Origin of the sequence: Xanthomonas phaseoli pv. dieffenbachiae (assembly GCF_008639345.1) — a bacterium.
GTDB lineage: Bacteria > Pseudomonadota > Gammaproteobacteria > Xanthomonadales > Xanthomonadaceae > Xanthomonas > Xanthomonas phaseoli.
This window is the reverse complement of sequence record NZ_CP041380.1, coordinates 2,400,622-2,413,491: the sequence shown is the minus strand read 5'-3', so window position 1 is coordinate 2,413,491 and position 12,870 is coordinate 2,400,622. Positions and strand designations below refer to the sequence as shown.

At 64.3% G+C, this 12,870-nt stretch carries 9 protein-coding genes, 1 tRNA gene and 1 pseudogene; 8 read left to right on the top strand and 3 right to left on the bottom strand.

Features of this window, described 5'->3' with window-relative positions; all coding sequences use genetic code 11:
• Nucleotides 1-54 precede the first annotated feature (54 nt).
• The 5 genes and pseudogenes from FLG15_RS10980 (at nucleotide 55) to FLG15_RS10960 (ending at nucleotide 3,869) form a co-directional block, all read left to right on the top strand.
• Nucleotides 55-717 carry a CDP-alcohol phosphatidyltransferase family protein gene (locus FLG15_RS10980; RefSeq protein ID WP_170922388.1) on the top strand — a complete coding sequence of 221 codons (663 nt, stop codon included), beginning with the start codon at nucleotides 55-57 and terminating at the stop codon, nucleotides 715-717.
• 54 nt (nucleotides 718-771) lie between these two features.
• On the top strand, nucleotides 772-1,998 hold the full coding sequence (phaE, locus tag FLG15_RS10975) for a class III poly(R)-hydroxyalkanoic acid synthase subunit PhaE (RefSeq protein ID WP_150146100.1): 1,227 nt from the start codon (nucleotides 772-774) through the stop codon (nucleotides 1,996-1,998).
• Nucleotides 1,995-3,071 carry a class III poly(R)-hydroxyalkanoic acid synthase subunit PhaC gene (locus FLG15_RS10970; RefSeq protein WP_057678625.1) on the top strand — a complete coding sequence of 359 codons (1,077 nt, stop codon included), beginning with the start codon at nucleotides 1,995-1,997 and terminating at the stop codon, nucleotides 3,069-3,071. Before phaE ends, FLG15_RS10970 begins: the two co-directional genes overlap by 4 nt.
• A gap of 115 nt (nucleotides 3,072-3,186) precedes the next feature.
• Nucleotides 3,187-3,384, top strand: a complete 198-nt coding sequence (locus FLG15_RS10965) for a PspC domain-containing protein (RefSeq protein WP_017157551.1) — start codon at nucleotides 3,187-3,189, stop codon at nucleotides 3,382-3,384.
• Nucleotides 3,385-3,392: 8 nt separating this feature from the next.
• Nucleotides 3,393-3,869: pseudogene (locus tag FLG15_RS10960) on the top strand (hypothetical protein).
• On the opposite strand, the gene FLG15_RS10955 reads toward FLG15_RS10960, so the two are convergent.
• Nucleotides 3,827-5,038: an NAD(P)/FAD-dependent oxidoreductase gene (locus FLG15_RS10955; protein ID WP_150146097.1), complete on the bottom strand. Its 1,212-nt coding sequence runs from the start codon at nucleotides 5,036-5,038 to the stop codon at nucleotides 3,827-3,829. The pseudogene FLG15_RS10960 and the gene FLG15_RS10955 sit on opposite strands and share 43 nt — an antisense overlap.
• A gap of 192 nt (nucleotides 5,039-5,230) precedes the next feature.
• Between FLG15_RS10955 and FLG15_RS10950 the strand changes: the two genes are divergently transcribed.
• The gene (locus tag FLG15_RS10950) at nucleotides 5,231-5,458 is read left to right on the top strand and encodes a hypothetical protein (RefSeq protein WP_017157548.1); all 228 of its coding nucleotides are present in this window, start codon (nucleotides 5,231-5,233) and stop codon (nucleotides 5,456-5,458) included.
• A 102-nt stretch (nucleotides 5,459-5,560) separates the two neighbouring features.
• Nucleotides 5,561-7,924: a Tex family protein gene (locus FLG15_RS10945; protein WP_150146094.1), complete on the top strand. Its 2,364-nt coding sequence runs from the start codon at nucleotides 5,561-5,563 to the stop codon at nucleotides 7,922-7,924.
• 750 nt (nucleotides 7,925-8,674) lie between these two features.
• On the opposite strand, the gene FLG15_RS10940 is transcribed toward FLG15_RS10945, so the two are convergent.
• Together FLG15_RS10940 and FLG15_RS10935 are read right to left on the bottom strand one after the other, a co-directional pair.
• A complete protein-coding gene (locus FLG15_RS10940) occupies nucleotides 8,675-12,070 on the bottom strand; it encodes a PAS domain S-box protein (protein ID WP_057678628.1) in 3,396 nt (1,131 codons plus the stop codon).
• 191 nt (nucleotides 12,071-12,261) lie between these two features.
• On the bottom strand, nucleotides 12,262-12,642 hold the full coding sequence (locus FLG15_RS10935) for a response regulator (RefSeq protein ID WP_057678629.1): 381 nt from the start codon (nucleotides 12,640-12,642) through the stop codon (nucleotides 12,262-12,264).
• A 138-nt stretch (nucleotides 12,643-12,780) separates the two neighbouring features.
• Between FLG15_RS10935 and FLG15_RS10930 the strand changes: the two genes are divergently transcribed.
• Nucleotides 12,781-12,867, top strand: a tRNA-Leu gene (locus FLG15_RS10930).
• Nucleotides 12,868-12,870: the final 3 nt, after the last annotated feature.

The following is a 12,870-nucleotide window of genomic DNA, read 5'->3' as shown; positions in this document are numbered from 1 at the left end:
GGAGCGGTCACGCCAATCGCCAGCCTAGCCGAGTGCAGCGAAACGGTCGCCTGCATGACGCGCGCGCGTTACCCTTTGCGCCTTGCTCACCTCAGGTTCCGCATGAAACGCCATTTTTCGATGCTGCGCGATTTCCAACTCGCGGACTGGTTCACACTCGCCAACGCGTTCTGCGGCACCGGCGCAGTGTTTGCGGCCATGCGGTTCCTGCAAGAGGGGCATCGCGGCGATCTGCTGCTGGGCATGGCATTGATACCGCTCGCGTTCGTGTTCGATGCGCTGGACGGGCACGTGGCGCGCTGGCGCAAAGCCTCTTCCACGCTGGGCCGCGAACTGGATTCGCTGGCAGACGTGATCTCCTTTGGCGTGGCGCCGGCGGCGCTGGGTTATGCCTGCGGCATGCGCGGTGGTTGGGACTGGCTGGTGCTGAGCTACTTCGTCTGCTGCGGGGTCAGCCGGCTGGCGCGCTACAACGTCACTGCCGAAGAGATCGCTGGCGAGGCCGACAAGGTGCCGTATTTCGAAGGCACGCCCATTCCGACCAGCCTGGTACTGGTGATCCTGCTCGCGGTTGCCGCCAGCAGCGGCCATATCGGCGACACCTTGTGGTGGGGGCAATGGCAGCTAGGGCCGTGGCAGCTCCATCCGCTGGTGCTGCTGTTTGCGGTGTCTGGCTCGCTGATGATCAGCAAGACGCTGCGTATCCCCAAACCCTGAGCGGCACACCGCCTTGCACGCGGTAGGATGGCTGGGTAGAGGTCACTGGACGGGATGATGGCAAGCAGCGGTTCGGATAACGGCAACTTCGACGACAAGGCGCGCCAATACTGGGCTGCCTGGGGAGATGCCATGCGCCACGGCCAAGCCGGCGCCGCTGCGCAACAACCACCGCCCGCGTCCGGTAGCGATGCCCCGCAGGATTGGCGCAAGGCCGTGGATTGGTGGTCGCAGTTGTTGCCCACCCAGGCCGCCCCGCAGGCGCAGGAGGCCATCGACCGATTTCGTACCCAGGCCGGCGACTGGTTCGGCACCATGCAGCAGGTGGCCGCGCAGTTTGCCGGGCGCGACACCTCGGCCAATGAAGTGGCCGATGCCTGGCGCCAGGCCGTACAAGGGCAGGGCGAACAGTTGATGCAATGGACGCTGGGGTCGCTGCGCGGCGGCAGCCCGGGCGGGTTCGACCCGTGGTTGCAGGACGCGGCGCAGACGCTGCAAAAGTGGCGCGAGGAAAATGCGCCCTGGCTGGACATGCCGGCGTTCGGGTTGAACCGCAACCACCAGTCGCGCCTGCAGAAACTGGCACGTGCGCAACAGGAGTTCCAGGCCCAGTCGGAGGCCTATGGCGAGCAACTCAAGGCGGCGATCGAGCAGGCGTTTGCGCGCTTCGCGTCCAAGCTGAGCGAGCACGAGAGCAGCGGCAGCCAGCTGACCAGCGCCCGTGCCCTGTTCGATCTGTGGATCGAGGCGGCCGAAGAGTCCTATGCCGATGTCGCCTTATCGGAGCAGTTCCGCAAGGTGTACGGCGGTTTTGCCAACGCGCACATGCGCCTGCGCGCTGCGCTGCAGGAAGAGGTCGAGCAACTCAGCGAACGCTTCGGCATGCCCACGCGTTCGGAGATGGACGCCGCGCATCGCCGCATTGCCGAACTGGAGCGCCTGGTCAGGCGGATGCTGCGTAATGCAACTTCACCGGCCAGCAGGCCCGCTGCAGCGGCGCAGCCTGGACCGGTGACGCCGGCAGCCGGCAAGCGCGCGCCGTCCGCCCGGGCCAGCACGGTCGTGCGGCCGGCCCGGGCGGCGCAGGCGGTCAAGCCGGGCGTATCGAAGAAGGCGTCCGTCGGCAGCGCCGCGCCTAGAAAGGCGGCTCCGAAAAAGGCGCCACCCGTCTCCACGTCGCCGAAAACGGCCTCGGTTAAGAAGGGCGGTGGCGCGACATCCTCGCCCAAGCCTGCGGCTCGTAAACACGCGGCAGGTAAAAAACGTGGAGCGCAGGCATGAAAGGTCCGTTGGGATTCAGTGCCGAAGACCTGATGCAGGAAACCTTGTCGATGCAACGCAAGTTGCGCGAAGGGCTCAAGCTGCTGCCGGGCGTTGACGATGTGGATTACGGCGTCACCGAGCGCGAAGAAATCTGGCGCGATGGCAAGGTGGTGCTATACCGCTTCATCGGCGAGCAGGCACCGGTGGCCAAGACGCCGCTGTTGATCGTGTATGCATTGGTCAATCGCCCCTACATGGTCGATCTGCAGGCGGATCGCTCGCTGGTGAAAGGGTTATTGAGTCACGGCCAGGATGTCTACGTGCTGGATTGGGGCTATCCGGACCGCTCCGAGCGCTACCTCACACTGGAAGACTATTTGCTGCGCTACATCGACGGCGCGGTGGATCATCTGCGGGCGCAGTCGGGCCTGGAAGCGATCGATGTGCTCGGCATCTGTCAGGGCGGCACGTTTTCGTTGTGCTACGCCGCGCTGCAGCGCGACAAGGTGCGCAACCTGATCACCATGGTGACGCCGGTGGATTTCCATACGCCGGACAACATGCTGTCCAACTGGGCACGCATGGTCGATGTGGATCTGTTCGTGGACACCATGGGCAACGTGCCGGCGGACCTGATGAACGCCAGCTACCTGATGCTCAAGCCGTTCCGGCTGAATCTGCAGAAATACGTGGGCCTGCTCGACATCCTCGACGACAAGCAGGCGCTGGAAGATTTTCTGCGCATGGAAAAGTGGATCTTCGATTCGCCCGACCTGGCCGGCGAGGCTTTCCGCGAATTTGTCACGTTGTTCTATCAGCGCAACGGGCTGGTCACCGGGCAGGTGAGCATTGGGGGGCAGGTGGTCGATCTGCAGGCGCTCGACATGCCGGTGCTGAATATCTACGCCGAACACGACCACCTGGTGCCGCCGGATGCCTCACGAGCGCTCGGTGGGCTGGTCGGCAGCGACGACTACAGCGAACTGAGCTTCCGTGGCGGCCACATCGGAATCTACGTCTCCGGGCGTGCGCAGCGCGAGGTGCCGGTGGCGATCCATCGCTGGCTGCAGGAACGTGGCGGCACTGCCTGAGATTGCTGCCTGCACGCCGGGCAGGTGACGCCGCGCTGAGCAGGCCACGCGGCCGTCACGATCTGCAGCGGCCGCGTTTTTTAGACTGTTGGCTACGTTTTGCAGGAGTCTTGCCATGTCTACCACCACGCTGTCCCGCTCCCTCAACGACCGCATGATCGCCGGTGTGGTTGGCGGCATTGCGCGTCGTTTTGGCTGGAGCGCGACGCTGCTGCGTGTGCTGTTCGTCATCGTGTCGATTGCCTCGGCTGCGTTTCCCGGCATCCTGGTGTATCTGATTCTGTGGCTGCTGATCCCCAACCAGGCCGACTGAAGCCGGTAATGCGCGGCCTGCCTGCAGTGCAGGCGCTGGGCGCGTTGTGGACGTTGCCCAACACCTTGATCGGGCTCGCGATCGGCGCGGCCGGGGCGTGCTTTGGTGCGCGTCCGGTCTGGTCGCCGCGGGAGCATGCCGTGGTCTTCCACGCCTGGCCATGGGGCCCGGGCGGCGCGATGACGTTGGGCAACGTGATCTTGCTGAAGGGTGCAACGCTGGACCTGTAGTGCAGTACCTACGCGCACGCTGCAGGCCGTTGCGAGCATCCACCGGTGCGACTGGGCGACCACGAGCGCGCGCATGTCTATCAGTACATGCTGCTGGGGCCGCTGTTTTTGCCCGTTTATTTACTGTGCGGCGGTATCCATGTGCGCAATCCGCTGGAGCGGGCTGCCGATGCGTATGCGATGCACGGCCACGGTTGGTGGCCGTGGTGGTTTCAACCCAGGCGCGCGAAGCCGAACAATTCGGACAGCGGGTGAGGCGTGCCCTCCAGTTGTGCGCGCAGCAAGCCTGCGCCAATGGCGCTATAGGTGATGCCGTTGCCGCCATAGGCCATCGCGAACGACACGCGTGGCCCCAGTTCGGCATGCGGCCCGAAGAACGGCAATCCATCGGCCGTCTCTGCGAAGGTGCCGGCCCATGCGAACGCCGGGCGCAGGCGCATGTCCGGCATGGACTTGCCAATTTTCTTCAGCAGCGTCTTGAGCTTGCCCTGCACGCGTGCGTCGCGGCGCGCAGGAATGTCGATGTTGTTGTCTTCGCCACCCGCGACCACGCGTCCGTCCGGTGTGCTGCGCAAATACAGGTACGGGCGCGCGGTCTCCCACATCATGGTGTGCTTGAGCGCGCCCATTTCGCTGTCGTGCAGCGGGTCGGTCACGAAGGCGTAGCTGCTGCGATTGCGCGCCACCGGCTGTGAGAGCCAGCGCTGGTTGCCATAGCCGGCTGCCAGGATCACGTGACGGGCACGCACGCTCACGCCGTCTTCAGTGCGCAGGTCGACGTGCAGGTGATGCGGTTCGATCGAGGCAATGGCGGTGCGGTCGTAGATGCGTGCGCCGTATTGCTCGCACTCGGAAAACAGGCGGTAGCAAAGGCGGTACGGGTCCACGCTGGCGGCCAGGCGGCTCAGAATTGCGCCTTCCGAATGCACGCCGTAGTGATGCCAAAGCGGCTCGCGTTCAATCCATTCCACCGGCAGTCTGTGCGCCTTGCGGGTCTCCAGTTCGCTGCGCAGGTCTTTTATATCGCGCGAGCGGCTGGCGTAGTAAAGGCTATCCTGGCGCGTGAAGTCGGTTCCGCCGAAGGTGTTGCACAGGCCCTGTAGGTCGAGGATGGCCTGCGCGCACGCGCCATAGGCCAGCGCCGCTGCCTGCATGCCGTGCCGTTTGGCCAGTTCAATCATCGGCGTGTCGATTTCGTACTGGAGCAATGCGGTGCTGGCCGAGGTGCTGCCCCAGCCGATGTCGCGCTGTTCGATCACCACCACCTCGTGCCCATGGCGCACCAATTTGTGCGCGATCAGTGCGGCGGTCACCCCACCACCGACGATGGCGACCTCGCAGGCGGTGTCTTGCTCCAGGCGCGGGTAGGCGCGCATCAATCCATTGCGGATCGACCAGAACGCGTAGCCACTGTTGAGGTCCATGCGGTGTCGATCAGCAAGCAGATGGACGGCGATTGACCGTCAAGCGGGGTGAAGCGGCCGTGAGGCGAGCCCGGCCTTGCCGCCGTCACCAAACGGCAAACAGCCAGCGTTAACGTGCGTGGAAAGCTCCTCACGGCGTGCTGGTTATCCTGCCGCCACAACGCAGCAACAGCAGCAGAAGAGGGTGTGGGTATGTCGATTGTCCTGTACGTCGGTGGCAGCAAAGATGGCGACAAGGGCGTGGTGCCTTACGGTTTCAGCAAGTCGCGTGCGATGACCGATGCTGGCCCGGAGGTGTATGTCGAACGCATGGTGCCGCTGAAGGATGTCGGCAAGGTCCGCGTGATGGCGCTGGAATCGCTGCACGAAAGCATTCTGGTCGAACGCGCCGCCACCCATTACGCACGTCAGGTCAGCTGAGCGCGGCAGCATAGGTTCACGGCGGCGTTGTCAACGGGTTTCCGTGGCGGGCCAGCACTGCGAAAATGCATTTTTCAGTGAAGCGGGTCATCCCGCGCCGTCATGCACGATAGCCAGCTTGCCCAGCAGATTGCTCGCACCATCGCCGATGAGATCGGTGCCCAGCCCGCCCAGGCGCACGCCGCCATCGCCCTGCTCGACGAAGGCGCCAGCGTCCCCTTCATCGCCCGCTATCGCAAGGAAGTGACCGGCGGCCTGGACGACACCCAACTACGCAATCTGGAAACGCGCCTGACCTATCTGCGCGAGCTGGAAGAGCGCCGCGCGGCGATCCTGTCCAGCATTGGCGAGCAGGGCAAGCTCAGCGAGGAATTGCGCAACGAGATCGTGGCGGCCGACACCAAGTCGCGGCTGGAAGACTTGTACCTGCCCTACAAGCCCAAGCGCCGCACCCGCGCGCAGATCGCGCGCGAAGCCGGGCTGGAGCCACTGGCCGACGGTCTGTTGGCGGACCCGACACAGTCCCCGGACGTGGCGGCGGCGGCCTTCGTCGATGCCGAGAAGGGCGTCGCCGACGGCAAGGCGGCGCTGGAAGGCGCGCGCGCCATCCTGATGGAGCGCTGGGGTGAAGATGCGGCGCTGGTCGGTGAATTGCGCAGCTGGCTGAGCGACAACGGCGTGATCCGCGCACGGGTTGCCGAGGGCAAGGAAGAGGCCGGTGCCAAGTACCGCGATTACTTCGATCACGCCGAAACACTGGCGAAGATTCCTTCGCACCGCTTGCTGGCGCTGTTTCGCGCACGCCGCGAAGAAATCCTTTACCTGGATCTTGATCCGGGCAGCGATGCCGAAGCCGGGCACCAGTACGCCGAAGGCCGCGTGGCCCGCAATGCCGGTATCTCCAACGAAGGCCGTGCGGCCGATCGCTGGTTGCTGGACGCGTGCCGGCTGACCTGGCGGGCCAAGCTGCATATGCACTTGCTGCTGGACCTGTTCAACCAGGCGCGCGAAAAGGCCGAGGCCGAAGCGATCGCGGTGTTCGGCGACAACCTGAAGGACCTGATGCTGGCGGCGCCGGCCGGTCCGCGCGTGGTGCTTGGGCTGGATCCGGGCATCCGCACTGGTTGCAAGATCGCCGTGGTCGATGCCACCGGCAAGCTGGTGGCCACCGAAACGATCTATCCGCACGAGCCCAAGCGGCAGTGGGATCAGTCGCTGCAGACCATCAAAAAGTTATGCATGCAGCACAACGTGGAGCTGATCGCGATCGGCAACGGCACCGCCAGCCGCGAGACCGACAAGCTGGCTGGCGAGGCGATCGCGCTGTGCGGCCCTGCCAAGTTGCAGAAGGTGGTGGTGAGCGAGGCGGGCGCGTCGGTGTATTCGGCCTCGGAGTTCGCGGCCAAGGAATTCCCGAATCTGGATGTGTCGCTGCGTGGCGCCGTGTCGATCGCGCGCCGTCTGCAGGATCCATTGGCCGAATTAGTGAAGATCGAGCCCAAGGCGATCGGCGTAGGCCAGTATCAGCACGATGTGGATCAATACCGTCTAGCCAAGGCGTTGGAAGCGCGGGTGGAAGACTGCGTCAACGCGGTCGGCGTGTACGTCAATACCGCCTCGGCGGCGTTGCTGTCGCGCGTATCCGGGCTGTCGAGCACGGTGGCGGAAAATATCGTGCGTCATCGCGACGACAATGGCCCGTTCAAGCGACGCAAGGACTTGCTCAAGGTGCCGCGGCTGGGCGAGAAGACCTTCGAGCAGTGCGCCGGTTTCCTGCGCATTGCCGATGGCGACGAGCCGCTGGACGTCTCGGCGGTGCATCCGGAAGCGTATCCGGTGGTGGAACGCATCGTCAGCAGCACCGGCAAACCGATCAAGGCATTGCTGGGCGACGGCAGTTTTCTGCGTGGCCTGAAGCCGGAGACGTTCACCGACGACCAATTCGGTGTGCCGACGGTGCGCGACATCCTCAAGGAGCTGGAAAAACCCGGCCGCGATCCGCGCCCCGAGTTCAAGGCGGCGCAGTTCGCCGAAGGCATCGAGGACATCAAGCACCTCAAGCCGGGCATGGTGCTCGAAGGTGTGGTCAGCAATGTGGCCGCGTTCGGTGCGTTCGTCGATATCGGCGTGCATCAGGATGGACTGGTGCACATCTCGGCGTTGTCGGAGACCTTCGTCAAGGACCCGCGCGACGTGGTCAAGGCCGGCGACATCGTCAAGGTCAAGGTGCTGGAAGTGGATGTGGCGCGCAAGCGCATCGCGCTGACCTGTCGTCTGTCCGACACGCCGCCAGCGGCCGATGGCGCAGCGCAACCGCGCGAAGCCCGTGGCAGCGGCGGTCCGGGGCAGGGCAGGCGCGACGGTGGCGGGCGTGCTCAGGCGCAGGCCAACAACAAACCGCGGATCACCGCGCCGCCGGCCGACAATGCGCTGGCCGCCGCATTCGCACGTGCCAAACGTAGCTAAGTCGCGCGTTTGATTTGTCGGGTGATCGGCGTGGTTGGGTGGCGTGGCGTGGATCTAGTACGGCGATGGAGTGGTCTGCGGTTTGGCTTCAATGTCTTGGCCGCAGATCATGACGCGATAGGTGGGGAGCAACCCTGGTTGGGTTCCTTGGCGGCTGGCACGCCACCTGACGTCATGGGGTGATCTGCGGCTTGGCTGCAGGGTCTTCGCCCGCCCGCCATCGCTGGACACGCTGCAAGTACGTCCTTGTAAGCTCCGTGGCGGCATCCATGCCGCCAAGGGTCCCGCGACGGTGGCCGGGCAAAGACCAGTTGCATTGGTAGGTGTGCAGCGCTTCAAAGCAGCTGACAACCAGCGACGCGGTGTCCCTGGCTTTTCAACAAACCACCCGCCAGCTGCCTGGTACGGTGTCCTCGCCACTTGCGGGACCGTTGATGGCAGGGATGCCGCCATCGAGCCCCTAGGGATGGGTTCACGGCGTATCCCGCACGTGGCGAGGGCACCGAAGGCTCGACCAGCCGAGCTTTCACCAGAAAGTGAGCGCACGCCGTGCAGCCAGGCTTCGTCAATTTCGCCGATCAGTGGACAGGTGATTTGCTGAGCTACCTACGCGAGCGGCGAGGCATCGCACCGCCGACTCACCAAGCGTTTCACCGTCTCAACACTGCAATAAGTAAACGACTTCGGTACAGGCAAGCATCCTGAGTCTGCCGGTCGGCGGCGAAGTCATCGACCGAGCACGCTCCAGTGCTATTCCAGCGCAGCCCGCACCGCGTGCGTGGGCAAGATCAGGCGTTCGATCAGATCGACTAGCCCGGGTGGTTCCACCGGCTTGCCCATGTGCGCATCGAAGCCAGCGACTACCGCGCGGTCGCGGTCTTCTTCGCGGACATAGGCGGTAAGGGCGATCGCCGGGATATGGCGCGGCAGATCGGCGCGGCCCGAACGCACGGTGCGGATCAAGTCGTAGCCATCGCGCAAGGGCATTGCGATATCGCTGACCAATACATCGAAGTGCGCGTTCGCCAAGCAGTGCTCGGCCGCGTCCACCGACCCGGCAGCCTGCACCTGCGCCCCGGCCAGCATCAGGAACTGCATCACCGCTTCGCGCGAATCCTGATCGTCGTCGACCAGCAGGACGCGCACGCCAGCCAGGCGGTCGCGGCACTCGTCCGGCAGCGCGCCCACGTGGGTAGTGTCTGCCGAGGCAGGGCGCAGGTCGCTCACGCCGTGCTGGAACGGCAACACGATGGTAAATAGCGCGCCCTGGCCTTCGCCCGCGCTGGAGGCGCCCAGGCTGCCGCCATGCAGGTCCACCAACTGACGCGAGATCGACAGGCCCAACCCCAGGCCGCCCACGCGCCGGGTAGTGCCTGCATCGGCCTGACGAAAACGGTCGAACACATGCGGCAGGAAATCCGCCGCAATGCCGATCCCGGTGTCCTGCACGCACAGCCGCAGGCGCTCGTCTTCGACGTCCATCGCCACTCGCACCGTGCCGCCGGCAGGGGTGAACTTCAGCGCATTGCTGAGCAGGTTGGTCAGCACCTGCTGCAGTCGCCCGGCATCGCCGAAGAACCACAGTTCGCCATCGCAAGGCGCATCCAGCTCCAGCGCGATCTTGCGCGTCAACGCAGTGGGTTGCATGAGTTCCAGCACGCTGCGCACCAACCCTGCAATATCGAAATGCTCTGCCTGCAGGCGGATCTTGCCGGACAGGATTGCGCTCATATCCAGCAGGTCGTCGATGATCTGCGTCTGCGCGCGTGCACTGCGTTCGATGATCACCAGGCCCCGGCCCAGATTGGCCGGATCTGCGATGTCCGACTGCATCAACCGCGACCAACCCAGGATCGCGTTGAGTGGCGTACGCAACTCATGGCTGAGCGTGGCCAGGAATTCGTCCTTGACCCGGTTGGCATGTTCGGCCTGTGCGCGCGCGGCGGTTTCCGCCTGCAACGACAGCTTGAGCTTGGCATCCACCCGGGTGCGTTCGATCACGATGCCGGCCAGGTGCGAGGCCGAGCGCGCCATCGCCTGCTCGCGTAATGACGGTAGGTGAGGGCGGTCGTAATAGATATTGAGCGTGCCCAATACCTGCCCGTTGCTGGCCAGGATCGGGGTGACGCAACACGCGGCGATGCCCATCGCCGCCGAGATCGCATGGTGGCTGCTGAAGCTTGCATCGGCCTGGATATCGGCACAGATCACCTGACGACCCAAGTGCGCCGACAGGGCGCAGGGCGGACCCTCCGGTCCGATCGGCGATGGCTCGAAGTGCCCGCTGTACTCGATCGGAAAATGCGGTGCCGAGCCGAAACTCAAGGTGTGGCGGACCTCATCACGTACCATCACCGAGCAGTACAACGGGATTTCCCCGCGGGCCTCCACACTCAGTGCGATCGCATCCAGCACCACGGGCAATGGTGCGCCGGTGGTGATCAAACTCAGGATCGCGCGGTCGGAAGCGGTGGCGTCTTCGATGTGCTTGCGTTCGGAGATGTCGGTGAGCGAGCCGATGTGCCCCAGAAACCGTCCGTCACTGGCGAAGTGCGGCGACGCAGTGTCGATGCACCAGCGGTATTGCCCGTCGTGGCGGCGCACGCGGTATTCGGCGAGGAATTCGCCGCGTTGATTGAGGGCCTGTTCGAAGGCATGTCGCACGCGTGCTGCATCGTCGGGATGCATCACATCCCACCAGCCCTGGTCCAGTGCCTGGTCTTCCCCCTGTCCGGTGAAGTTGTACCAGCGTGGATTCCAGTACACGCAATCGCCTTGCGCGTCGGCCATCCAGATCATCGCGGGCACTGTCTCGCAGAGTGCACGGAAGCGCACTTCGCTTTCGCGTAACTGCTGTTCGAATGCGCGCCGGTCATGAATGTCGGTGTAGGTACCGATCCACTCGCTGATGCTGCCATCGTCGCCGCGCACCGGTAGCGCGCGTACCAGGTGCCAGCGCGATTGCCCATCGTGACGCAGCAGTTCGCACTCTACTTCGAAGGCGTGCTGGCCCTTCAATGCCAGGCTCCAGGCCTGCTCGGACAGGCGCAGACCATCGGCAGTATGCGCGCGGTGCCAGGCGGCATCTTCGTTGTTGGAACGATCCAGGCCGGTGTACTCGTACCAGCGCTGATTGAAGTAGTGCGGCCGTCCGTCCGGATCGGCAATGAAGATGATCTGCGGCAGCGTATTGGCGAGGCGGCGCAGGCGCGCTTCGTTGGCCGCGAGTTGTTGCTGCGCCTTGGCCCGTTGCATCGATTCCCAGCAGCGGGCCACGACCAATCGCACCAGTTCGATCTCCGCCGATAGCCAGCGCCGCGGTGCGCGCTGATGGACGCCGATCGCGGCCACCAATCGGTCGTGCTTGTGCAACGGAATGGCCAGCGAAGCGCGCAAGCCGGAGCGACGGTACTGCTCGGCCACATAGTCCGGCGCACCCGGCGCCATCGCATCGGTCGTGAACCAGGGGCGGTTTTCCAGCAGCGCATCGCGCAGGCCCTGTGCGGCCTCCAGCGGGAAATCACCCTGCAGGCTCGGCATATCCTGCACATGGTCGCTGATGACATGCATGGTGCTGCCATCGGCAGCGACCAGACCGAATGCGCAACGGTTCGCCTGTAGATGTTCGCCAAGCAAGCGCACGCTGGTGTCGATGATCTGCCGCGGATCGGACACATGCTGCAGTGCGTCTTCCAGCATCAATAAAAAACTATCGCGACTATCGCTGCGACGTTGTTCGCTGACATGAGGCGTTGAGCCTGCAACGCCGATGTAGAGCGCGCCTAACTGCTCGCCCGTTTGCAGCACTGGGCTGCATGACCAACTCGCCAGATCCAGGGCCATTGTCGCCACTGGCTCGCTATCGCCGTCAGCAGCGCATTTCAGCGCCGCAAGCGGCTGCCCGAATGCGGCCGGATGGCGCGGCCCCAGTCGTGCAATGCAGGCATCGTTGTAGATGCAGCGATCGTCGCGGCCCCAAACGAGCAGCATCGGAACGTGCGCATGCAAGCAGATCGATAGTGCTGTGCGCAGCGCGGGGCTGTTGCCCAACAGCGCATCCGCAACGTGCACGGAAGCGGCTAGCAATGCTGCAGTTTCGCTCGTCTCCGGCAGCAAGCCGGCCAACGGCCACACGGCGATCTCCATCCAGCGACCCGCCCGTCATTCTTCGATGGCAAATTCTAGTAGTAAGCGGCCTGCACCGGCAGCGCCGCGGAAACGGCGATTCAGCTAATCGATGCCCACGCACGGCAGAACAGCGCGTCGATGGCAGGAAGATCGGGTGTTGGAGAGGGGGCATGCGGGCCGCAACGGGGCAGTGCGGCCGGTGCTGCTGCTCAGCTCCCGTCGTCGCGCAACTCGTGCGCTCTGGACAGGGCGCCAACCAGTTCTTCGGACAGATACGGCTTGATCAGGATGACGCCATGTTCGAATCCGCTCGGGATGCTGCCAATGGCAACGCCGGTCGCCAGCACAAACGGGATACCACGCTCGGACAACAGGCGTGCGACCGGTTCGCTGGTTTCGCCATTGCCCAGGCGATAGTCCAGCACTGCGATATCCGGTGCGTCGGTGCTGATCAGCTGGAGGGCATCGCGCACTTCGCCGACCGGGCCCATGACGACGGCACCGGCCTGAACTAGCTGCAGATCGAGCAGCATGGCATTCATGTCATCGTTTTCGACCACGAGTACCCGAACTCCACGCAACACCGACATTGCTTACTCCTTCACTTAGTCGGCCAGTATATCGGGACTGCCCGTACGCAGCGCTGCAGACCCCGCTTGCACCTGAATTCGTCAGGCGCAAACTGCCACTGTTCGTTTCAACAACAAGTCGCTATACTGCGCGGCCACGCCGAAGTGGCGGAATCGGTAGACGCAGCGGACTCAAAATCCGCCGCCCTTAAAAGCGTGTGGGTTCGAGTCCCACCTTCGGCACCAAGT